The organism is Pseudomonas sp. PDM05, assembly GCF_014851685.1.
Lineage (GTDB): Bacteria > Pseudomonadota > Gammaproteobacteria > Pseudomonadales > Pseudomonadaceae > Aquipseudomonas.
The window spans coordinates 426,189-448,589 of the sequence record NZ_JACVAC010000003.1; the positions used below are offsets into that span (position 1 = coordinate 426,189).

Genomic DNA, 22,401 nt, shown 5'->3' on the forward strand with positions numbered 1-22,401 from the left:
CTTGGTCAGGAAGTCGAGGGCGACTAGTTGTTGATAAGTTCTGCGGCAACCGCCGCCAGATCGTCAAAAATCAAGGTGCCCACCGGCAGGTTTTTCGCCTGGGTCTTTTCGCCTTTCCCGGTCTTAACCAAAACTGGCTGAGAGTCGACGGCTTTGGCCGCCTCCAGGTCACCGAGGCTGTCCCCGACGAACCATATCCCAGCCAGTGGCACCTTGTAATGTTCTGCAATGATTTTCAACATGCCAGGCTTGGGCTTGCGGCAATCGCAGCCCTCGTCCGGCCCGTGGGGGCAGTAGACCACCAGCCCCACCTCACCGCCCTGCTCGGCCACCAACGTGCGCAAGCGCGCATGCATGGCGTCCAGGGTGGCGATGTCGTAGTAACCGCGAGCGATGCCGGACTGGTTGGTGGCGATGGCCACGGTCCAGCCGGCTTTGCTCAACTGCGCGATGGCCTCGATCGAACCGGGCAGTGGAATCCACTCCGCCACCGACTTGATGTAAGCGTCGGAGTCGTAATTGATCACCCCGTCCCGATCGAGAATCAGCAGTTTCAACATGATCAGCTCAGCGTCGAGATGTCGGCGATATTGACGAACAGACCGCGCAGACGCGCCAGCATGGCGTAGCGGTTTTTACGCACACCTGCATCTTCGGCATTGATCATCACGGCCTCGAAGAACGCATCCACTGGGTCGCGCAAGGTCGCCAGGCGCGCCAGGGCTTCGGCGTAATTGCGTTCGGCGATCAGCGGCTTCACCGCAGTTTCTGCCTTGGCAATGGCCGAGTTCAGCGAGAACTCCTTGGCATCGGCAAACAGGCCAGGATCGACGTCTGTATTGCCCAGGCCTTCAGCCTTGCTCAGCAGGTTCGACACACGCTTGTTCACGGCGGCCAGGGCGTCGGCTTCCGGCAACTTGCGGAAGGCCTGCACGGCTTGTACACGCTGGTCGAAATCCAGCGCCGAACCCGGTTGCAGGGCACGCACTGCCAGGTACACCGACACGTCCACGCCTTCGTCTTCGTAACGCGCACGCAGACGGTCGAACACGAATTCCAGGACCTGCTCGGCCAGGCCGGCTTGCTTGACCTTGGCGCCGAACTGGCCGACGGCGAACACCACGGCCTGGGTCAGGTCGAGGTCCAGTTTCTTGTCGATCAGGATACGCAGCACGCCCAGGGCCGCACGGCGCAGGGCATACGGATCTTTGCTACCGGTAGGCAACATGCCGATACCGAAGATGCCGACCAGGGTGTCCAGCTTGTCGGCGATGGCCACGGCCGCACCGGTCAGGGTGCTTGGCAACTCGGCACCGGCACCGCGCGGCATGTACTGCTCGTTCAGGGCCAGGGCCACATCGTCCGGCTCGCCGTCGTTGAGGGCGTAGTAGTAGCCGGCAACACCTTGCATCTCCGGGAACTCGCCGACCATCTCGGTGGCCAGGTCGCACTTGGACAGCAGGCCGGCACGTGCGGCCCAGGCGGAATCACCACCGATGCGCGGCGCAATGTAGGCCGCCAGCTTGGAAACACGCACGGCCTTGTCGTAGACGCTGCCGAGTTTTTCCTGGAACACCACGTTCTGCAGGCGCAGGTTGAAGTCTTCCAGCTTCTGTTTCTTGTCTTGCTTGAAGAAGAACTCGGCGTCGGTCAGGCGCGGGCGCACGACTTTCTCGTTACCGGCGATGATCTGCTGCGGGTCCTTGCTCTCGATGTTGGCCACGGTGATAAAGCGCGGCAGCAACTTGCCGTCCACATCCAGCAGGCAGAAATACTTCTGGTTGTCCTGCATGGTGGTGATCAGCGCTTCTTGCGGCACATCGAGGAAGCGTTCTTCGAACGAGCACACCAGCGGCACCGGCCATTCAACCAGGGCGGTCACTTCGTCGAGCAGGCTTGGCGGCACGATGGCGGTGCCTTCCTGCAGGCGCGCCAGTTCTTCGGTGCGCTTGCTGATCAGCTCGCGACGCTCGTTGGCGTCGGCCAGCACGTAGGCGGCACGCAGGTCGGCGGCGTAGTTGGCCGGCGAAGTGATGCGCACGGCTTCAGGATGATGGAAGCGGTGGCCACGGGAATCACGACCGGCTTTCTGGGCGAGGATGGTGCAATCGATGACCTGGTCACCGAGCAGCATCACCAGCCATTGGGTCGGACGCACGAACTCTTCCTTGCGGGCACCCCAGCGCATGCGCTTGGGGATCGGCAGGTCGTTCAGGGAATCTTCAACGATGGTCGGCAACAGGCTGGCGGTCGGCTTGCCGGTGATGACCTGGCTGAAGCGTAGCTTCGGGCCACTCTGGTCGATCTCGCTCAGCTCGACGCCACACTTCTTGGCGAAGCCCAGTGCGGCTTGAGTCGGGTTGCCTTCAGCATCGAAAGCCGCCTGGCGCGGTGGGCCGTCGAGGTTGATGCTGCGGTCCGGCTGCTGGGTTTCCAGCGCGGTCAGCAACACCGCCAGGCGACGTGGCGCGGCGTAGACTTTTTTCGCGGCGAACTTCAGGCCAGCGCTGTGCAGGCCTTTTTCGATACCGGCCAGGAACGCGTCGGCCAGGGTGTTGAGTGCCTTCGGTGGCAGCTCTTCGGTGCCCAGTTCAACCAGGAAATCTTGAGCACTCATTGTGCAGCCTCCAGCTTAGCCAACACTTCATCACGCAGGTCCGGGGTAGCCATCGGGAAGCCCAGCTTGGCGCGAGCCAGCAGGTAGGCTTGGGCGACGGAACGCGCCAGGGTGCGCACACGCAGGATGTATTGCTGACGCGCAGTCACCGAGATCGCCCGGCGCGCATCCAGCAGGTTGAAGGTGTGGGACGCCTTCAACACCATTTCATAGCTTGGCAACGGCAGCGGCTGGTCGAGTTCGATCAGGCGCTTGGCTTCGCTTTCATAGAAGTCGAACAGTTCGAACAGCTTGTCGACGTTGGCGTGTTCGAAGTTGTAAGTGGATTGCTCCACCTCGTTCTGGTGGAACACGTCGCCGTAGGTCACCTTGCCGAACGGGCCGTCAGCCCAGACCAGGTCGTAGACCGAGTCCACGCCTTGCAGGTACATGGCCAGGCGCTCCAGGCCGTAGGTGATTTCGCCGGTGACCGGGTAGCACTCGATGCCACCGGCCTGCTGGAAGTAGGTGAACTGCGTGACTTCCATGCCGTTGAGCCAGACTTCCCAGCCCAGGCCCCAGGCGCCCAGGGTCGGCGATTCCCAGTTGTCTTCGACGAAGCGGATGTCGTGGACCAGCGGGTCCAGGCCGACATGCTTGAGCGAGCCCAGGTACAGTTCCTGGAAGTTGTCCGGGTTCGGCTTCAGTACCACCTGGAACTGGTAGTAGTGCTGCAGACGGTTCGGGTTCTCGCCGTAGCGGCCGTCAGTCGGGCGACGACTGGGCTGCACATAAGCGGCGTTCCAGGTTTCCGGGCCGATGGCCCGCAGGAATGTTGCGGTGTGGAAAGTGCCGGCGCCTACTTCCATATCGTAGGGCTGAAGTACCACACAACCTTGCTCGGCCCAGTACTGCTGGAGGGCGAGGATCAAGTCTTGGAAGGTACGCACGGCTGGCGTAGGCTGGCTCACGAAATTCACCTGTTACTTGGGCTGCGATTTAAAGAGCGGGAGTATACCCGATTCGGCCCTGCCACCACTCCCTGGAGCCTTATGCCACGCTGCTTTTGGTGTTCTGAAGATCCGCTGTACATGGCTTATCACGATCAGGAGTGGGGAACGCCGCTGCGCGATGCGCAGGGTTTGTTCGAGTTGCTTTTACTCGAAGGGTTCCAGGCAGGCCTTTCCTGGATCACCGTTTTACGCAAACGCGAGCATTATCGAAAGGTCTTGTTCGGTTTTGATGCCCAGCGCCTGGCGCGGCTGAGCGATGCCGAAATCGAAGCGTTGATGTTGGACCCGGGCATCGTGCGCAATCGCCTCAAGCTCAACGCCACCCGGCGCAATGCCGCGGCCTGGCTGGCGCTGGAAGACCCGGTGGGGTTGCTCTGGTCGTTTGTCGGCGGCGCGCCCAAGGTCAATCACTTCAAGGACCGCAGCGAAGTCCCGGCGATCACCCCCGAGGCGCAGGCCATGAGCAAAGCGCTGAAAAAGGCCGGTTTCACCTTTGTCGGCCCGACCATTTGCTACGCGTTCATGCAGGCGTCCGGCATGGTCATGGACCACACCCAGGACTGCGACCGTTACGCGGACTTGGCCAACGCCGGTTAGAATGCCCGCTTTGCGCACCACACACGATCAGGAGTGACCTGTGGAAAAGTTAAAAGGCGCCTTGCTGGTAGGGGCTCTGCGGTTGTTCGCCCTGCTGCCCTGGCGCGCTGTCCAGGCCGTCGGCACCGCGATTGGCTGGATCATGTGGAAAACCCCCAACCGCTCCCGCGACACCGTGCGGATCAACCTCTCCAAGTGCTTCCCGGACATGGACCCGGCCGCCCGCGAGCGCCTGGTCGGCCAGAGCTTGATGGACATCGGCAAATCCCTGACCGAAAGCGCCTGCGCCTGGATCTGGCCGGCCCAGCGTTCGATTGACCTGGTCCGCGAAGTCGAAGGCCTCGACGTGCTGCATGAAGCCCTGGCCTCGGGCAAAGGCGTGGTCGGCATCACCAGCCACCTGGGCAACTGGGAAGTGTTGAACCACTTCTATTGCAGCCAGTGCAAACCGATCATTTTCTACCGTCCGCCCAAGCTCAAGGCGGTGGATGAACTGCTGCGCAAACAACGCGTGCAATTGGGCAACCGCGTGGCGGCGTCGACCAAGGAAGGCATCCTCAGTGTGATCAAGGAGGTGCGCCGGGGTGGCCAGGTGGGCATTCCTGCCGACCCGGAGCCGGCTGAATCCGCCGGGATCTTCGTGCCGTTCTTTGCCACCCAGGCGCTGACCAGCAAGTTCGTGCCGAACATGCTTGCCGGCCACAAAGCCGTGGGCGTATTCCTGCATGCCCTGCGGCTGCCGGACGGTTCGGGTTACAAAGTGATTCTGGAAGCGGCACCGGAAGACATGTACAGCACCGACACTGCCACGTCCTGCGCGGCGATGAGCAAGGTGGTGGAGCGGTATGTCGGCGCTTATCCGAGCCAGTACATGTGGAGCATGAAACGCTTCAAGAAGCGCCCGCCGGGTGAGGAGCGGTGGTACTGACTAGCCGCTGACCTCTCTGCCAATGGAGGTCGAATGTGGGAGCTGGCTTGCCTGCGATAGCATCACCTCGGTGTAACTGACAGACCGAGTTGCCAGCATCGCAGGCAAGCCAGCTCCCACAGGAATTACTTCAGGCCTGGCGGTCGAGTTTTTTCAGGAACACCGTCATTTCTTTCTCCGCCTGCTTATCGCCATGGGCCTGGGCCGCTTCTATCCCCTTCTCCCATGCCTGCCGTGCGGCAGCTGAATCACCTGATCCAGCCTGCGCCTTGCCCAACAGCTTCCACGCCGCCGAATACTTCGGGTCGAACTCCACGCACTTTTGCAAATGCTCCGCCGCCTTGGCGTTGTCCTTCAAGTCCAGATAACCCTTGCCCAAACCAAAGCGCAGCAGCGAGTTATCCACACCCTTGGCGAGCATTTTTTCCAGGGATTCGAGCATGGCGGTGTGTCCTTTTGGCTATCCAGGATTTCAATATCGTCATCGCGGGCAAGCCCGCTCCCACTGTTGGAACGCGATCTCCTGTGGGAGCGGGCTTGCCCGCGATAACGGCGGCAGGCTCACCCAATCTTTCTCAGAAAAAACTCAGCCCCACGTGGAACAGTTTCTCCACATCGCGGATATGTTTTTTATCCACCAGGAACAGGATTACATGGTCCCCGGTCTCGATCACCGTATCGTCGTGGGCAATGATCACCTCTTCATCGCGAATAATCGCGCCGATGGTGGTACCCGGCGGCAGGCCGATATCGCGGATGGCCTTGCCGATCACCTTGCTCGATTTTGCATCGCCATGGGCAATCGCCTCGATCGCCTCCGCCGCGCCTCGGCGCAGGGAGTGCACGCTGACGATGTCGCCGCGGCGCACGTGGGCGAGCAAGGTGCCGATGGTCGCCAGTTGCGGGCTGATGGCGATGTCGATGTCGCCGCCCTGGATCAGGTCGACGTAGGCCGGGTTGTTGATGATCGTCATCACCTTCTTTGCCCCCAGCCGCTTGGCCAGCAGCGACGACATGATGTTGGCCTCGTCGTCGTTGGTCAGGGCCAGGAAGATGTCGGCGTCGGCGATGTTCTCTTCCATCAACAGGTCGCGGTCCGAGGCGCTGCCTTGCAGGACGACGGTGCTGTCGAGGGTGTCGGACAAATGCCGGCAACGCGCCGGACTCATCTCGATGATCTTGACCTGATAGCGGCTTTCGATCGCCTCGGCCAAGCGCTCGCCAATCTGCCCACCACCGGCGATGACGATGCGTTTGTAACTCTCATCGAGCCGACGCATTTCGCTCATGACTGCACGAATATTCGCCTTGGCGGCGATGAAAAACACCTCGTCGTCGGCCTCGATCACCGTATCGCCCTGGGGCAAAATCGGTCGGTCGCGCCGGAAGATCGCGGCGACGCGGGTCTCCACGTTCGGCATGTGCTCCCGTAACTGGCGCAGTTGCTGGCCCACCAGCGGCCCGCCGTAGTACGCCTTGACCGCCACCAATTGCGCCTTGCCTTCGGCGAAGTCGATCACCTGCAAGGCCCCCGGGATCTCGATCAGGCGCTTGATGTAATGGGTCACCACTTGTTCCGGGCTGATCAGCACGTCCACCGGGATCGCGTCGTTGTCGAACAGGCCGGCGCGGGTCAGGTAGGCGGCTTCGCGCACGCGGGCGATCTTGGTCGGAGTGTGGAACAGGGTGTGGGCAACCTGGCACGCGACCATGTTGGTCTCGTCGCTGTTGGTCACCGCCACCAGCATGTCGGCGTCGTCGGCACCGGCCTGGCGCAGCACCGTCGGGAACGACGCACGGCCTTGCACGGTGCGGATGTCGAGGCGGTCGCCAAGGTTGCGCAGGCGTTCGCTGTCGGTGTCGACCACGGTGATGTCGTTGGCTTCGCTGGCCAAATGCTCGGCCAGCGTGCCGCCGACCTGCCCTGCCCCGAGGATGATGATTTTCATCCGGTCACTCCCTTAAACCCGTTTCAGCCGCGCGCGGCGGCGATCTTGATCAGTTTGGCGTAGTAGAAGCCATCGTGTCCGCCTTCTTGCGCCAGCAACTGGCGGCCGTGGGGCTGCTTGATGCCAGCCGACGTGGCGAGGTCCAGCTCCCGTGCACCGCTGGTGCGGGCGAGGAAGGCTTCGATCACTTCGGTATTTTCCGTCGGCAAGGTGGAGCAGGTGGCGTAGAGCAGGATGCCGCCGACTTCCAGGGTTGGCCACAGGGCGTCGAGCAACTCGCCTTGCAGCACGGCCAGGGCGGCGATGTCGTCGGGTTGGCGGGTGAGCTTGATGTCCGGATGGCGGCGGATCACGCCGGTGGCGGAGCACGGTGCGTCGAGCAGGATGCGCTGGAAGGGTTTGCCGTCCCACCAGCTGGCGGTATCGCGGCCGTCGGCAGCGATCAACTCGGCGCTGAGACCCAGGCGGGCGAGGTTTTCACGCACGCGCACCAGGCGCTTGGCCTCCAGGTCGACGGCGACTACACCAGCGAGGTCTTTTTCGACCTCCAGGATGTGGCATGTCTTACCGCCAGGCGCGCAGCAGGCGTCGAGTACACGCTGTCCCGGCGCGAGGTCGAGTAGGTCGGCGGCCAGTTGCGCCGCTTCGTCCTGCACGCTGATCCAGCCGTCGGCAAAGCCCGGCAGGCCGCGCACATCGGTAGCCGCTTCGAGCACGATGCCGTCGACGCTGTACACGCACGGTGTGGCGGTGATGCCGGCGGCCGTGAGCAGTTGCAGGTAGGCGTCACGGCTGTGATGGCGGCGGTTGACCCGCAGGATCATCGGCGGGTGCGCATTGTTGGCGGCGCAAATGGCTTCCCATTGCTCTGGCCAGAACGCCTTCAGGGACTTTTGCAGCCAGCGCGGGTGGGCGGTGCGCACCACCGGGTCATGCTCCAACTCGGCCAGCAGCGCTTCGCTTTCACGCTGGGCGCGGCGCAGCACCGCATTGAGCAGGGCCTTGGCCCAGGGCTTTTTCAGCTTGTCGGCGCACCCGACCGTCTCGCCGATGGCGGCGTGGGCCGGCACGCGGGTGTAGAGCAACTGATAGAGGCCGACCAGCAGCAGTGCTTGCACATCCGCGTCCGCTGCCTTGAACGGCTTTTGCAGCAACTTGGCCGCCAGCGCCGACAAGCGCGGCTGCCAGCGGGCAGTGCCAAAGGCCAGGTCCTGGGTGAAACCGCGATCACGGTCTTCGACTTTATCCATCTGCGTAGGCAGCGAACTGTTCAGCGAAGCCTTGCCGTTGAGGACTGCGGCGAGCGCCTTGGCGGCGGCCAGACGTGGGTTCATTGCGCGGCCCCGAGGACGGTGCCAAGGGCAAATTTCTCACGACGGCTGTTGAACAAGTCGCTGAAATTCAACGCCTTGCCACCAGGCAATTGCAGACGGGTCAGACACAACGCCTGCTCCCCGCAAGCGACCAGCAGGCCGTCCTTGCTGGCACCGATGATTTCACCGGGGGCGCCTTTACCGTCGGCCAAGCTCGCAGCCAGCACTTTCAGGGCTTCGCCGTTGAGGGTGCTGTGGCAGATCGGCCACGGGTTGAAGGCACGCACCAGGCGCTCCAATTCCACGGCGGGGCGGCTCCAGTCGATGCGCGCTTCGTCTTTGTTCAGCTTATGGGCGTAGGTGGCCAGGCTGTCGTCCTGCACTTCACCGTCCAGGGTGCCGGCAGCGAGGCCGGCGATGGCCTGGAGCACGGCGGGCGGGCCCAGTTCGGCGAGGCGGTCGTGCAGGCTGCCGCCGGTGTCCTGGGCGGTGATCGGGGTGGCGACCTTGAGCAGCATCGGGCCGGTGTCCAGGCCCAACTCCATGCGCATCACGGTCACGCCGCTTTCGCTGTCGCCCGCTTCAACGGCACGTTGGATCGGCGCCGCACCGCGCCAGCGTGGCAGCAGCGAGGCGTGGCTGTTGATGCAGCCCAGGCGCGGAATATCCAGCACCACTTGCGGCAGGATCAAGCCGTAGGCCACCACCACCAGCAGGTCCGGCTGCAACGCGGCCAGCTCGGCCTGGGCTTCGGCATTACGCAGGGTCGGCGGTTGCAGCACAGCAATGTTGTGCTCAAGCGCCAGTTGCTTGACCGGGCTCGGCATCAGTTTTTGCCCGCGACCGGCCGGGCGATCCGGCTGGGTGTACACCGCGACGATGTCGTAAGGGCTGGCAAGCAGGGCCTTGAGGTGTTCGGCGGCAAATTCGGGAGTGCCGGCAAAAACAATGCGCAGTGGCTCGGTCATGGGAGGTCTCGGTTAAAAGCAGTCACAAAAGAAAAAGGCTTGCCGCAGCAAGCCTTTGGAAGAAGGGCATCAAGCTTGCTGGCGATGCTTTTTTTCCAGCTTCTTCTTGATCCGGTCACGCTTGAGCGTGGACAGGTAATCGACAAACAGCTTGCCGTTGAGGTGGTCGCATTCATGCTGGATGCACACCGCCAGCAGGCCTTCGGCGATCAGCTCGAACGGCTTGCCGTCGCGGTCCAGCGCCTTGATCTTCACGCGCAGCGGGCGTTCGACGTTCTCGTAGAACTCCGGCACCGACAGGCAGCCTTCCTGGTATTCGCCCATCTCTTCGGTCAGCGGTTCGAACTCGGGGTTGATGTACACCATCGGTTCGCTGCGATCTTCCGACAGGTCCATGACCACGACACGCTGATGCACGTTGACCTGGGTCGCGGCGAGGCCGATGCCCGGGGCTTCATACATTGTTTCAAACATGTCATCGACCAACTGACGAACCTTGTCGTCCACTACGGCCACCGGTTTGGCGACAGTGCGCAGGCGCGAGTCGGGGAATTCGAGGATGTTCAAAATAGCCATAAGCGTAATTGCTGCACATGTGAGGTAAAGGCAAATCGGCGGTGGGATGGACCCAGCCAGCCGGTGTGAAACGCCCAAAAGCCGCGAAGGCCAAGGCATTTCACGCGAACGCACATAATAAAGGAGATTCACCCCATGAGGAAATCGCTACTCGTCTTGCTGCTGTGGGCCCCGTTCGCAACCGCCCTGCTGCCCTCGTCCGGCCAGCGCCTGGATCAGGCGACACAGCAGGCCATCCAGCGTTTTTTACTGAACAACCGCATTCTTGATACACCGCAGGATCTGGACACTGCGCCCTACATTGTCGCCGCCGATACCGGGCGCGTGCTGGGCGCCAATGGTGAGCGCGTGCATGCCCGGGGCGTCCTCGACCCGACCCAGCCGGACTACGGCATCTTTCGCCGCGGCAAGGCCTACACCGACCCCGACACCCGCGAACTGCTGGGCATCAACGCCGACGCCATCGGTACTGCGCGCTTTGTGACCGCGGGCGACCTCACCACGCTGGCGGTGCAGCAGGTAACCCAGGAGGTCCGTCCCGGCGACCGCTTGCTTCGCGCCCAGCCACCGGTCGATCCGGCCAGCCTGCCAGTGCAGCAATCGGCCCCGTTCATTGCAGGAAAAATCATCGACGTCCCCAAGGGCGTCACCCAGATCGGCGTGCTGGACGCCGTGACCCTGAACAAAGGCCGCCGCGACGGCCTGGTCGAGGGCCGATTGCTGGCGGTGATCAAGACCGGCGCTACCGTGCGCGATCCCCTCAGCGGTGCCCCACAAAAACTTCCCGATGAACGCGCCGGCACCCTACTGGTGTTTCGCACCTACGAAAGACTCAGCTACGGCCTGGTGCTGAACGCCTCGCGAGCACTGGCGGTGTTGGACCGTTTCGAGACTGCCCATCAAAGGCAATAAATAGCCTGCTAAATAAGTTACCAACAGAGTTATCCACAGCTTGTTCCGATCAAGGATGATCAGATGTATCCGACAAACAGCCATGAAATATCCCCGGCAGAACTGGAAGCGCGATTACGCTTGCACAGGCTGCCGGAACTGGGTCCCAAGCGATTTCACCGATTGATCGAAGCCTTCGGCAGCGCGTCAAAAGCCATCAGCGCCCCCGCCAGTGCGTGGCGCTCCCTTGGCTTGCCGGCCATCAGCGCGGATGCGCGGCGCAACCATGAAGTGCGCGACGGAGCCAGTGCGGCATTGGCCTGGTTGGCGGCTCCAGCCCAGCAATTGCTGATGTGGGACCAACCCGAGTACCCCGCCTTGCTCGCCCAGATCGACGATGCGCCGCCGTTGTTATTCGTCGCCGGCGACCCCTCGATCCTGGAAAAACCGCAACTGGCGATCGTCGGCAGCCGGCGTGCTTCGCGTCCTGGGATGGACACGGCGGCCGCTTTTTCCCGCAGCCTGGCCGGTGCCGGTTTTGTCATCACCAGCGGCTTGGCGCTGGGCATCGACGGTGCTGCGCATCAGGCCGCTCTGGAGGTGGGGGGGCAGACAATCGGCGTGCTCGGCACCGGGCTGGAAAATTTTTATCCACAGCGCCATCGGCGGCTCGCAGCGGCAATGATTGAGCAGGGCAGCGCGGTGGTTTCCGAGTTTCCGCTGGACGCTGCGCCCCAGGCCGGCAACTTTCCGCGACGCAACCGCATCATCAGCGGCCTGTCCCTCGGCGTGCTGGTGGTGGAAGCCAGCATGGCCAGCGGTTCACTGATCACCGCCAAACTCGCTGCCGAGCAAGGCCGCGAGGTGTATGCGATCCCGGGCTCGATCCACCATCCCGGCGCCAAGGGTTGTCATCAGTTGATCCGCGAGGGCGCGGTGCTGGTGGAAACCATCGAGCATATCCTTGAAGGCTTGCGCGGCTGGCAGGCGCTGTCGCGCCCGGCGCCGGTGCCGGTGACACACCCATTGGTGGCGCTGCTGCACGCGGCGCCCCACACCAGCGAGGCCCTTGCGATGGCCAGCGGGCAGCCGTTGTCCCAGGTGCTGGCGACCCTCACCGAGCTGGAACTGGACGGCCGGGTGATCTGCGAAAGCGGGCGCTGGCTCGCGCGCCGCTAGGTTTTGTAACAGAGATCGGTAAACTGCCCAGAGCTTTAGTCTGGAGAGTAAACAATGGCCAACAGGTGGCGTGTGCTGGAAGCCGCACGAGAAATTCGCGCAGGCGCGGTGATTGCCTATCCAACCGAGGCGGTGTGGGGACTGGGCTGCGACCCTTGGAATGAAGAAGCGGTGGATCGACTGTTGGCGATCAAGACCCGTTCGGTGGACAAGGGCTTGATCCTGGTGGCGGATAACATTCGCCAGTTCGACTTTTTGTTCGAAGACTTCCCGCAAGACTGGATCGACCGCATGGCCAGCACCTGGCCGGGGCCGAACACGTGGTTGGTGCCCCATCAGGGCTTGCTGCCGGAGTGGGTCACCGGTGTGCATGACACCGTGGCGTTGCGGGTCAGCGATCACCCGCTGGTGCGGGATTTGTGCGCGCAAGTGGGGCCGCTGATTTCCACTTCGGCCAACCCGCAGGGCCGCCCGGCGGCACGTACGCGGATTCGCGTGGAGCAGTATTTCCGTGGCCAGGTGGACCTGATATTGGGTGGGGCCTTGGGGGGGCGCAAGAACCCGAGCCTGATTCGCGATCTGGCCACGGGCCAGGTGGTGCGCCCGTCCTGAAACCGAGGTGTAACCATCGTGGGCAAGCCCACTCCCACACTTGACCGCGTCCCTCCAGTTGGAACCCGATCAACCTGTGGGAGCGGGCTTGCCCGCGATGAGGCCCTCAAAGCCTTAGAAATCCCAAAACCTTACGGCAACAGAATCGTCGACCCCGTCGTGCGCCGTGCCGACAACTCTGCCTGCGCCTTCGCTGCATCTGCCAGCGAATAGCGCTGGTTGATGTCGATGCGCACCTTGCCGCTCTTGATCATCGAGAACAGATCATCCGCCATCGCCTGCAGGTTCTGCGGGTTGTTGGCGTAGGTCGCCAGGGTTGGGCGGGTCACGTACAGCGAGCCTTTCGCCGACAGAATCCCCAGGTTCACCCCCTCCACTGCGCCCGAGGCATTGCCGAAGCTCACCACCAGCCCGCGGGGTGCCACGCTGTCCAGCGAGGTCAGCCAGGTGTCCTTGCCGACGCCGTCGTACACCACTGGCACTTTTTTACCGTCGGTCAATTCCAGCACACGCTGTGCGACGTTTTCCTTGCTGTAGTCGATGGTTTCCCATGCGCCAAGGGATTTGGCCAGGGCGGCTTTTTCCGGCGAACTCACGGTGCCGATCAGCTTTACGCCCAAGGCCTTGGCCCACTGGCAGGCCAACGAACCCACACCCCCGGCAGCGGCGTGGAACAGGATGGTTTCGCCACCCTTCAACTCATAGGTCTGGCGCAGCAGGTACTGTACGGTCAGGCCCTTGAGCATGGCCCCGGCGGCTTGTTCGAAGCTGATCTCGTCCGGCAGGTGCACCAGGTTGGCGGCCGGCAGCACATGCAGTTCGCTGTACGCGCCCAGCGGCCCGCTGCCGTAGGCCACGCGGTCGCCGACCTTGAACTGGGTGACTTCACTGCCGACGGCGTCGACAACCCCCGCGCCTTCCGCGCCCAACCCCGATGGCAGCGCGGGTGGTGCATACAAACCACTGCGGAAATAGGTGTCGATAAAATTCAGGCCAATCGCCTCGTTACGTACGCGAACCTGCTGTGGGCCGGGTTCCGCTGGCGTGTAGTCCACATACTCAAGCACTTCGGGGCCACCATGGGCGCTGAACTGGATACGTTTTGCCATCTGCCTTCTCCTTTGGTCGAATTCGCGTAGTCGGCTATCGAACTCCTAAGCTTGATCTTCGTCAACTGCGGTGCAACCGGGTGCGGTGGTATCCTGTGCGCCCATTTGCCGCCGACGCCCAATGGCCTCGCGTAGCTTTGCCCGATTCAAGGTGATGCCATGACTACCCGCACCGAGGCTGTAAAGGCCTACCTGCTTGACCTGCAAGACCGCATTTGCAGCGCCCTGGAAACCTTCGAGACGGACACTCGCTTTATCGAAGACGCCTGGACCCGGCCTGCCGGCGGCGGCGGTCGCACCCGTGTGATCGAGAACGGTACGGTGATCGAAAAAGGCGGCGTCAACTTTTCCCACGTGTTCGGCAGCGGTCTTCCGCCGTCTGCCAGTGCCCATCGTCCTGAACTGGCCGGTCGCGGTTTTGAAGCCTTGGGCGTGTCGTTGGTGATCCACCCGCATAACCCTCATGTTCCGACTTCCCACGCCAATGTGCGCTTTTTCATCGCCGAAAAAGAAGGTGAAGAGCCGGTGTGGTGGTTTGGCGGCGGCTTCGACCTCACGCCTTACTACGCCAATGAAGAAGACTGCATTCACTGGCACCGCGTCGCCGAGCAGGCTTGCGCGCCATTCGGCGCGGACGTGTACTCGCGCTACAAGGCCTGGTGCGACACCTACTTCCACATCAAGCACCGCAATGAACCGCGTGGCATCGGCGGCCTGTTCTTCGATGACTTGAACGAGTGGGACTTCGACACCTGCTTCGCCTTCATCCGTGCCATCGGCGACGCCTACATCGACGCCTACCTGCCGATCGTGCAGCGCCGCAAGGCCACCGCCTACACCGAGCAACAGCGTGAATTCCAGGAATTCCGCCGTGGCCGCTACGTTGAATTCAACCTGGTCTACGACCGTGGCACGCTGTTCGGCCTGCAATCGGGTGGGCGTACCGAGTCGATCTTGATGTCGCTGCCGCCCCAAGTGCGCTGGAGCTACGACTGGAAAGCCGAAGCCGGCAGCGAAGAGGCGCGCCTCACCGACTACTTCCTGCAAGACCGTGACTGGCTGGGCCTTGCCGCGCCAAAGGCGGCGGTCTGATGGATCGTTATGTGGTATTCGGCAACCCCATCGGGCATAGCAAGTCGCCGCTGATTCACCGGATGTTCGCCGAACAGACTGGCGAGCAGTTGGACTACAGCACCTTGCTCGCACCCTTGGATGATTTCATCGGCTGCGCCCGTGAGTTCTTTCAGCAAGGCCGTGGTGCCAACGTCACCGTGCCGTTCAAGGAAGACGCGTACCGCCTGGCCAACACCCTCACCGAACGCGCCCTACGTGCTGGCGCGGTGAACACCCTGAGCAAGCTCGCCGATGGCACGCTGCTGGGGGACAACACCGACGGCGCCGGCCTGGTGCGCGACCTTACGGTCAACGCCGGGTTGAGCCTGCACGGCAAACGCATCCTGCTGCTGGGCGCCGGTGGCGCGGTACGTGGCGCGTTGGAGCCGTTGCTGGCGCAGCAGCCGGCATCGTTGATCATCGCCAACCGCACCGTGGAAAAGGCCGAGATGCTCGCCGAGCTGTTCGACGACCTGGGCCCCGTGTCTGCCAGCGGTTTCGACTGGTTGCGTGAGCCGGTGGACGTGATCATCAACGCCACCTCCGCCAGCCTGTCAGGCGATGTACCGCCGATTGCCGGCAGCCTGATCGAACCGGGCAAGACGTTTTGCTACGACATGATGTACGCCAAGGAGCCGACGGCATTCTGCCGCTGGGCGACCGAACAAGGCGCGTCTGTGGCGATGGATGGCCTGGGTATGTTGGTGGAACAGGCGGCGGAAGCGTTCTTCCTGTGGCGCGGTGTGCGCCCTGAATCAGCGCCCGTATTGGCTGAACTACGCCGCCAACTGGCTTGACACAAACCCAGTGTGGGAGCTGGCTTGCCTGCGATAGCGGTGTATCAGTGCCAGATGTGCAAGCTGACACACCGCTATCGCAGGCAAGCCAGCTCCCACAGTTTTGACCGTATTCAGTCTTCGAAGTGAATGGGGCACCTGTCGGCCCCTTCCAGTTTCTTCAATTCCTCCACGACTTGAGGCCTTGCCCGACGCAAGGTCAAACTCCTCCCCAACCCCCGCAACCTGCGCGCCTCCTGGTGCAGCATCTCCACCCCGGAGTAGTCGATAAAGTTGATCTGCTGCGCCTCGATCACCACCCGCTCGCCCTGCAGCCGTTGCAGGCGCACTTGCAGGTAATGGCTGGCGCCAAAGAAGATCGAACCGCCCACCCGCAGCACATCCTCATCACCGTCGCGCCAATGCTGCACCCGTGGCTGCGAGGTGCGCTTGAGGTAGAAAAACAACGACGCCAGCACCCCCGCATAAATCGCCGTTTGCAGTTCCAGCAGCAGGGTGGCGACGCATGTGAGAGCCATCACCAGGAATTCGGCGCGGCTCACCCGGAACAAGGCGCGAATGCCGCGACGGTCCACCAGCCCCCAACTGATCAGCAGGATGCTCGCGGCCATGCTCGGGATCGGGATTTGGGCGATCAAGGCTGCGCCAAACAGCGCAAACAGCGCCACCCACAACGCTGAAAACACCCCGGCCAGCGGCGAGCAGGCGCCGGCTTCGTAACTCAGGCCAGAGCGGGTAAAGGAACCGGCTGACAAGTACCCGGAGAAAAATCCGCCGACGATATTGGATAAACCCTGCGCCCGGACTTCCTGATTGGCATCGAGCAACTGCTGCGAGCGCGCCGACAGCGAGCGCGCAATCGACAGGCTGGTCACCAGCCCGAGCATGCCCACCGCCACGGCGCTGGGCAGCAGGCGCAAGATCATATCCAGGTCCATCGGCAACGGGCTGAACGGCGGCAGCTTGCCGATAAACGAACTGACGCGCGCCACATGCCCGAACATCGCCGGCCACAGCCAGGCCACCAGGCTGCCCAGTGCCAGCGCGATCAGCAGCGTCGGCCAGCGCGGTACCCGGTATTTCAGCAGCGCCCCTACCAGCAACGTACCCAGGCCCAGGGCCAGTGACGCGTGGTCCCATTCCCCGCTGTGATCCACCAGCGCCATCAGGCTCTTGATCGCCGTGGCCTGGCTGGGCAGATCCAGCCCCAACAGGTTCGGCAGTTGCCCCAGGGCAATGACCACGGCGGCGCCCAGGGTGAAACCCAGCACCACCGAGTGGGACACGAAATTCACCAGCGCGCCGAAGCGCAGCATGCCCAGCAACCACTGGAAAACCCCGGCGAGGAATGTGAGCAGCAGGATCAGGGTGATGTAGTCCTGGGAACCCGGCACGGCCAGTGGGCTGACGCTGGCGTACAGCACGATGGAAATCGCCGCCGTCGGGCCGCAGATCAGGTGCCAGGATGAACCCCAGAGGCAGGCGATCAGCACCGGAATGATCGCGGCGTAGAGCCCGTATTCCGGTGGGAGGCCGGCAATCAGTGCGTAGGCAATCGACTGCGGCAAAGCCAGTACGGCGCCGCTGAGTCCCACCATCGCATCCCGGCCGACGCTCGCGCGAGTCTGGCGCGGGAGCCAGCTGAGGAAGGGGAAAAGTGTGTGGCGGTTGGGCCGGGGCATCAGGGTCTCGGTCTTGAAGTTTGGCGCAGAATATCAGCACACACTGGACCTTGTGGGAGCGGGCTTGCTCGCGAATGCGGTGGTTCAGCTAAGCAATCGTTGGCTGACACACCGCATTCGCGAGCAAGCCCGCTCCCCCATTTGGATTGCATCAGGTCTTAGAGTTTTGCTTTTACTGCCGATAGTGCATCTTTGCCATCCACGGTCTTCACCCCCTCCAGCCACTTATCCAACACCGCCGGATTGGCCTTGATCCACGCCTTCGCCGCATCCGCATTGCTGACCTTGTTGTTGGTCACCTCGGCCATGATGCTGTTCTCCATCTCCTGGGTAAAACTCAGGTTGGTCAGCAGTTTCCCTACGTTCGGGCAGGCTTGTGCGTAGCCTTTGCGCGTCAGGGTGTACACGCTGCCGGTGTCGCCGAAGTACTTCTCGCCGCCCTTGAGGTAATGCATTTTCAACTGCACGTTCATCGGGTGCGGGGTCCAGCCGAGGAAGGTCACGAATTTCTGCTTCTTAACCGCCCGCGATACTTCGGCGAGCATCGCCTGTTCGCTGGACTCGATCAGTTTCCATTGGCCCAGGTCGAAGTCGTTTTTCTTGATGATGTCCTGCAACGAGATATTTGCCGGCGCGCCGGAGCCGATGCCGTAGATTCTCTTGTCGAACTTGTCGGCAAATTTGTTCAAGTCGGCAAACTCATGCACACCGGCGTCCCACACGTAGTCCGGCACGGCAAGGGTGAACTCGGTGCCTTCGAGGTTTTTCGCCAACTGCACCACTTCGCCATTGGCGATGAACTTGTCATAGAACCCCTGCTGCGCCGGCATCCAGTTACCGAGGAACACATCCACCTGGCCGTCCTTGAGCCCGCCAAAGGTGATCGGCACCGCCAGGGTGTCGACCTTGGCCTTGTAGCCCATGCCCGTCAGCAGAAAGCTGGTGATGGCATTGGTGGCGGCGATGTCGCTCCAGCCCGGATCGGCCATTTTCACCGTGTCACAACGGGTGTCCGCATACACATTGGCGCTGCTCAACGCCAAGATGCCCAGCACCGCAGTCAACTTTTGCATGGCCTTCCCTCTGTCTGTTTATTGGTTTTGGCAGGGTTGTGGATAACGTGCCTTGCGCTCCAGGTCGTCGAGGTCGATGTGGTTGCGCATGTATTGCTGACTGGCGTCCACCAGTGGCTGGTGATCCCAGCTCTTGAGCTTGCCCTGGGTCAGTGCGTCAAACACCAGGCGACGGCGGCGTTGGCTGGCGAGCACCTGCTGGTGGATCGCCGGGATGTCCCATTTGGCCCGCGCCTCACTTAAAAACGCCTCGAACAGCGGCCGGTGTTCCGGTGACTGGCTGAGGTTCTCCCGCTCGTGTGGGTCGTTGTGCACATCAAACAGCAGGCACGGATCGTCCTCGCTGTAGATGAATTTGTAGCTGGCGCGGCGAATCATCATCAGCGGGCTGATGGTGCCTTCGGCCATGTATTCGCCAAACACTTCGTCGTGCCCGCCCTGCCCCTGCAAGTGCGGGACCAGCGAGCGGCCGTCCAGTGGCAAGCGTGGGTCCAGCGCGCCGCCAGCCAGTTCGACCAGCGTGGGCAGCAGGTCGGCAGTGGACACGGCGTTGCTGACCCGCCCCGGCGCAAATTGCCCCGGCGCGCTGACCAGCAACGGCACACGGGCGGCCATTTCAAACCAGTGCATTTTGTACCAGAGGCCGCGCTCGCCGAGCATGTCGCCATGGTCGCCGGAGAAGATGATGATGGTGTCATCGGCCAGGCCAGTGTCTTCCAGGGTTTGCAGCAGTTTTCCGACATTGCTGTCGATGTAACTGCACGCGCCGAAGTAGGCACGCCGTGCATCGCGGATCTTATCCACGGGCAGTGGCTTGCCCCATAGGTCGTAGACCTTGAGCAGACGCTGGGAGTGCGGGTCGAGATCCTCCTGTGCAGGCGTTGCAGGCAAGGGGATTTCGGCGTCGTCGTACAAATCCCAGAACGGCTTGGGAATCGTGTACGGATCATGGGGATGGGTCATCGACACGGTCAGGCAGAACGGCCGGTCGCCGTCTTCGCGAATGTGGTCGAACAGGTATTGCTGGGCCTTGAACACCACCTCCTCGTCGAAATCCAGCTGGTTGGTGCGCACGCATGGCCCGGCTTGCAGCACCGAGGACATGTTGTGAAACCAACTGGGGCGCACGTCCGGTTCATCCCAGTTCACCGCCCAGCCGTAGTCGGCGGGATAGATGTCACTGGTCAGGCGTTCTTCATAGCCGTGCAACTGGTCGGGGCCGCAGAAGTGCATCTTGCCTGACAGCGCCGTGCGGTAGCCGAGGCGACGCAGGTAGTGGGCATACGTCGGTATATCGGCGGGGAAATCGGCCGCGTTGTCGTAGGCGCCGATCTTGCTCGGCAACTGGCCACTGACCAGGGTGAAACGCGACGGTGCGCACAGCGGGCTGTTGCAATAAGCGGCGTCAAATACCACGCCCTGGACGGCGAGGCGGCTCAAATTCGGCAATTGGATCGGCGAAGAACCGTAGAACGGCAGCAACGGTGCGGCCATTTGATCGGCCATGATAAAAAGAATGTTCTTGCGCTTCATGGGTTCTCGGCATTCCATAGGCGGTGTTTATGCGAATGAGCATGCGGCCCATGGAAATTGGGGTAAAGCCCATGAAAAGCAATGTCTAGGATAAGCACAGCTTATGTATGAAGCCCTAGGGGATTTGTCCCTCGACCTGCTGCGCGCCTTTGAAGCGGCCGCGCGTCACCGCAGTTTTACCGCTGCCGCGATGGAACTGGGCACCACCCAGCCGGCCATCAGCCAGCAGATCAAGCGCCTGGAGGAACAGCTGGCAATCCGCCTGTTTGATCGTATCTATCGCGGCATCGAACTGACCGACGCCGGCGCGCTGCTGTTCGAGCACGTGCAAGGCGGTTTGCAGAACATCAACCAGGGCTTGAGCGCGATCACCCAGCAGGATCAGCACGAAGTGCTGCAAGTGGCCACCGACTTCGCCTTCGCCGCCTATTGGCTGATGCCGCGCCTGCATCGCTTCCACCAGGCCAACCCGCAGGTCGATGTAAGCCTGGTCACCAGCGAGCGCAACCACGCCAGCCTGCGCAGTGACATCGACGTGGCGGTGCTGTTCGGCGACGGCCGCTTCAAGCAGGGCGAAAGCCTGTGGCTGTTCAACGAGGAAGTGTTCCCGGTGTGCAGCCCGCAGTGGCTCAAGGCCCAGGCCACGCCGCTGACTGTACAGAATCTGCACGATTTTCCCTTGCTGCACCTGCGCCAGGAAAACAACAGCCAGTGGTTCGACTGGAGCGGCGTGTTCCGCGAGCTGGGCATCAGCGCCGCGCCGACGCCCGGGCAACTGCGTTTCGACAACTACACCCTGCTGATCCAGGCGGCCATTGCCGGCCAGGGCGTGGCCATCGGCTGGCGCCACTTGGTGGACAACCTGCTGGAGCAGAACTGGCTGTGTCGACCGTTCAGCGACACGGTGGTCTCGCGCTTCGGCTACTACGTGGTGCAGCCCCAGCGCAAACGTCGCGGGCAGTTGGTCGAGCGCTTTGTCCAGTGGCTATTGGCCGAACAGGCCAGCAGCGCGCAGTCGTTGACCGGGCTGGCCCTCCCGTCGATTGCGGTCTAGGATTTGGCGCTTACTGGATCCGGAGTCCGTCATGCAACGTATCAAGGGCTACCACGCCCATGTCTACTTCGACGCGAGCACCCTCGAACAGGCGCGCACCTTGTGCGAAGACGCCGCCAGACTTTTTCCGCTGCGCATGGGCCGCGTGCATGAACGGCCGGTGGGCCCGCACCCGGATTGGAGCTGCCAGCTGGCGTTCGATCCCGAATACATCGGTGTGGTGCTGCCGTGGTTGGTGATTCATCGCAACGGTCTGGTGGTGTTCCTGCACCCCGATACCGGCGATGACCTCAAGGATCACACCGACTACGCGGTCTGGATGGGGGCGATGCGAGAGTTGAATTTGTCAGCATTTTCTTAAATTAAATCCCTAAATATGGGATTGATATTTATATATTGAGACTTTCCTCCGCGTAGGTTTATATTCGTCGCATCCGCTCAGAACTCAGGTGAAGCGATGCAGGCGCAATTGATCGCGCTCGATTGGGGAACCAGCTCCCTTCGTGCTTACAAACTCGGCCCGGCAGGCGTCGTGCTGGAACACCGCGCGCTGGCGTGCGGGATCATGCATTTGCCTGACGAGCCCCGGGACATTGCCGGTGTGCGCTGCAGCGATGGCTTCGAACTGGCCTTCGACACGGCCTGCGGCGATTGGCTCGACGCCCAGCCAGGCGTGCCGGTGATCGCCTGCGGCATGGTCGGCAGCGCCCAGGGCTGGAGCGAAGCGGCCTATCGCAATACCCCCGTCGACGTCGCCAGCCTCGGCCAGGCTTTGCACCGCGTGCGCAGCCTGCGCGGGGTGGACGTGCATATCGTGCCGGGCGTGATCGAGCAGGCCGGCTTGCCCAACGTGATGCGCGGCGAAGAAACCCAGGTGCTGGGCGTGCTGCAAGGGCTCGGCGCCGACGTGTTGATCGGCCTGCCGGGCAGCCATTCCAAATGGGTCGAGGTGGTCGATGGCTGCATCACCCATTTCGATACCTTCATGACCGGGGAAGTCTTTGCGGTGCTGAGCAAACACAGCATCCTCGGGCGCACCCAGCAGATCACCGAACAGTTCCAGGCCGAAGCCTTCGACCGTGGCGTGCAGGTGGCGCTGTCGGAGGACGGCCGGCGCGGTGTGCTGTCGACCCTGTTCAGCGCCCGCACCCTGGGGCTCACGGCCGAACTTTCGCCGCCGCAGCAGCCCGACTACCTGTCCGGCCTGCTGATCGGCCATGAACTGATCGGGCTGCCGGAGCGCGCCAAACAGCAGCCGATCATCCTGGTGGGCGCAGCGCCATTGTGCGCCCGCTACGAACGCGCCCTCGCCCTCTGCGGTTTCGCCCACGTCAGCCTCGCGCAGGAGGCCACCGCGCGCGGCCTGTGGCAGTTGGCCGTGGCCGCCGGGCTCACTCAACCAGCATTGCAGGTCTGAC

General features: G+C 62.6%; 22 protein-coding genes. 10 read left to right on the forward strand and 12 right to left on the reverse strand.

The window, feature by feature from the left end; translation table 11 throughout:
* Positions 1-23 precede the first annotated feature (23 nt).
* The 3 genes from gmhB to glyQ are packed head-to-tail and all read right to left on the reverse strand — an operon-like array spanning position 24 to position 3,567.
* Positions 24-563: a D-glycero-beta-D-manno-heptose 1,7-bisphosphate 7-phosphatase gene (gene gmhB, locus IB241_RS09470; RefSeq protein ID WP_173670281.1), complete on the reverse strand. Its 540-nt coding sequence runs from the start codon at positions 561-563 to the stop codon at positions 24-26.
* Positions 563-2,617, reverse strand: coding sequence for a glycine--tRNA ligase subunit beta (gene glyS / locus IB241_RS09475; protein WP_192298140.1), 2,055 nt, complete (start codon positions 2,615-2,617; stop codon positions 563-565). The genes gmhB and glyS overlap by 1 nt, the downstream gene beginning before the upstream one ends.
* Complete coding sequence (gene glyQ, locus IB241_RS09480; RefSeq protein WP_003187265.1) at positions 2,614-3,567, reverse strand: glycine--tRNA ligase subunit alpha; 954 nt, start codon at positions 3,565-3,567, stop codon at positions 2,614-2,616. Before glyQ ends, glyS begins: the two co-directional genes overlap by 4 nt.
* Positions 3,568-3,648: 81 nt before the next feature.
* On the opposite strand from glyQ, the gene IB241_RS09485 reads away from it, so the two are divergent.
* The gene (locus tag IB241_RS09485; RefSeq protein WP_192298141.1) at positions 3,649-4,206 is read left to right on the forward strand and encodes a DNA-3-methyladenine glycosylase I; all 558 of its coding nucleotides are present in this window, start codon (positions 3,649-3,651) and stop codon (positions 4,204-4,206) included.
* Between the two features lie 40 nt (positions 4,207-4,246).
* Entirely contained in the window at positions 4,247-5,134 is an 888-nt protein-coding gene (locus IB241_RS09490; protein ID WP_192298142.1) for a lysophospholipid acyltransferase, read from the forward strand.
* A gap of 130 nt (positions 5,135-5,264) precedes the next feature.
* On the opposite strand, the gene IB241_RS09495 is transcribed toward IB241_RS09490, so the two are convergent.
* From IB241_RS09495 to def, 5 genes are all read right to left on the reverse strand, one after another.
* The gene (locus IB241_RS09495; protein ID WP_192298143.1) at positions 5,265-5,576 is read right to left on the reverse strand and encodes a tetratricopeptide repeat protein; all 312 of its coding nucleotides are present in this window, start codon (positions 5,574-5,576) and stop codon (positions 5,265-5,267) included.
* Between the two features lie 133 nt (positions 5,577-5,709).
* Positions 5,710-7,083: a Trk system potassium transporter TrkA gene (gene trkA / locus IB241_RS09500; protein ID WP_192298144.1), complete on the reverse strand. Its 1,374-nt coding sequence runs from the start codon at positions 7,081-7,083 to the stop codon at positions 5,710-5,712.
* Positions 7,084-7,106: 23 nt separating this feature from the next.
* Entirely contained in the window at positions 7,107-8,417 is a 1,311-nt protein-coding gene (gene rsmB, locus IB241_RS09505) for a 16S rRNA (cytosine(967)-C(5))-methyltransferase RsmB (protein WP_192298145.1), read from the reverse strand.
* Complete coding sequence (gene fmt / locus IB241_RS09510; RefSeq protein ID WP_192298146.1) at positions 8,414-9,364, reverse strand: methionyl-tRNA formyltransferase; 951 nt, start codon at positions 9,362-9,364, stop codon at positions 8,414-8,416. The genes rsmB and fmt overlap by 4 nt, the downstream gene beginning before the upstream one ends.
* Before the next feature lie 69 nt (positions 9,365-9,433).
* Entirely contained in the window at positions 9,434-9,940 is a 507-nt protein-coding gene (gene def, locus IB241_RS09515; RefSeq protein ID WP_017736259.1) for a peptide deformylase, read from the reverse strand.
* 135 nt (positions 9,941-10,075) lie between these two features.
* Here def and IB241_RS09520 point away from each other — a divergent pair, with 135 nt between their 5' ends.
* The 3 genes from IB241_RS09520 to IB241_RS09530 all read left to right on the forward strand — a co-directional run bounded on the left by IB241_RS09520 (position 10,076) and on the right by IB241_RS09530 (position 12,622).
* Positions 10,076-10,852 carry a peptidoglycan-binding protein gene (locus IB241_RS09520; protein WP_192298147.1) on the forward strand — a complete coding sequence of 259 codons (777 nt, stop codon included), beginning with the start codon at positions 10,076-10,078 and terminating at the stop codon, positions 10,850-10,852.
* Between the two features lie 63 nt (positions 10,853-10,915).
* Positions 10,916-12,010, forward strand: coding sequence for a DNA-processing protein DprA (gene dprA / locus IB241_RS09525; RefSeq protein WP_192298148.1), 1,095 nt, complete (start codon positions 10,916-10,918; stop codon positions 12,008-12,010).
* A 54-nt stretch (positions 12,011-12,064) separates the two neighbouring features.
* Positions 12,065-12,622, forward strand: a complete 558-nt coding sequence (locus IB241_RS09530) for an L-threonylcarbamoyladenylate synthase (protein ID WP_192298149.1) — start codon at positions 12,065-12,067, stop codon at positions 12,620-12,622.
* Between the two features lie 131 nt (positions 12,623-12,753).
* Here IB241_RS09530 and IB241_RS09535 read toward each other — a convergent pair whose 3' ends face one another.
* Complete coding sequence (locus IB241_RS09535) at positions 12,754-13,731, reverse strand: quinone oxidoreductase family protein (RefSeq protein WP_192298150.1); 978 nt, start codon at positions 13,729-13,731, stop codon at positions 12,754-12,756.
* Between the two features lie 159 nt (positions 13,732-13,890).
* Between IB241_RS09535 and hemF the strand changes: the two genes are divergently transcribed.
* Positions 13,891-14,823: an oxygen-dependent coproporphyrinogen oxidase gene (gene hemF / locus IB241_RS09540; protein WP_192298151.1), complete on the forward strand. Its 933-nt coding sequence runs from the start codon at positions 13,891-13,893 to the stop codon at positions 14,821-14,823.
* Positions 14,823-15,641: a shikimate dehydrogenase gene (gene aroE, locus IB241_RS09545; protein ID WP_192298152.1), complete on the forward strand. Its 819-nt coding sequence runs from the start codon at positions 14,823-14,825 to the stop codon at positions 15,639-15,641. Before hemF ends, aroE begins: the two co-directional genes overlap by 1 nt.
* A 113-nt stretch (positions 15,642-15,754) precedes the next feature.
* On the opposite strand, the gene IB241_RS09550 is transcribed toward aroE, so the two are convergent.
* From IB241_RS09550 to betC, 3 genes are all read right to left on the reverse strand, one after another.
* Positions 15,755-17,323, reverse strand: a complete 1,569-nt coding sequence (locus IB241_RS09550; RefSeq protein WP_192298153.1) for a SulP family inorganic anion transporter — start codon at positions 17,321-17,323, stop codon at positions 15,755-15,757.
* Between the two features lie 158 nt (positions 17,324-17,481).
* Positions 17,482-18,396: a choline ABC transporter substrate-binding protein gene (gene choX, locus IB241_RS09555; RefSeq protein WP_192298154.1), complete on the reverse strand. Its 915-nt coding sequence runs from the start codon at positions 18,394-18,396 to the stop codon at positions 17,482-17,484.
* A gap of 18 nt (positions 18,397-18,414) precedes the next feature.
* On the reverse strand, positions 18,415-19,929 hold the full coding sequence (gene betC, locus IB241_RS09560; protein WP_192298155.1) for a choline-sulfatase: 1,515 nt from the start codon (positions 19,927-19,929) through the stop codon (positions 18,415-18,417).
* A gap of 103 nt (positions 19,930-20,032) precedes the next feature.
* Between betC and IB241_RS09565 the strand changes: the two genes are divergently transcribed.
* The 3 genes from IB241_RS09565 to IB241_RS09575 all read left to right on the forward strand — a co-directional run bounded on the left by IB241_RS09565 (position 20,033) and on the right by IB241_RS09575 (position 22,400).
* Positions 20,033-20,983, forward strand: a complete 951-nt coding sequence (locus tag IB241_RS09565) for a choline sulfate utilization transcriptional regulator (RefSeq protein ID WP_192298156.1) — start codon at positions 20,033-20,035, stop codon at positions 20,981-20,983.
* Positions 20,984-21,014: 31 nt separating this feature from the next.
* Positions 21,015-21,344 carry a DOPA 4,5-dioxygenase family protein gene (locus tag IB241_RS09570; RefSeq protein WP_192298157.1) on the forward strand — a complete coding sequence of 110 codons (330 nt, stop codon included), beginning with the start codon at positions 21,015-21,017 and terminating at the stop codon, positions 21,342-21,344.
* 96 nt (positions 21,345-21,440) lie between these two features.
* Positions 21,441-22,400, forward strand: coding sequence for a 2-dehydro-3-deoxygalactonokinase (locus IB241_RS09575; RefSeq protein WP_192298158.1), 960 nt, complete (start codon positions 21,441-21,443; stop codon positions 22,398-22,400).
* Position 22,401: the final 1 nt, after the last annotated feature.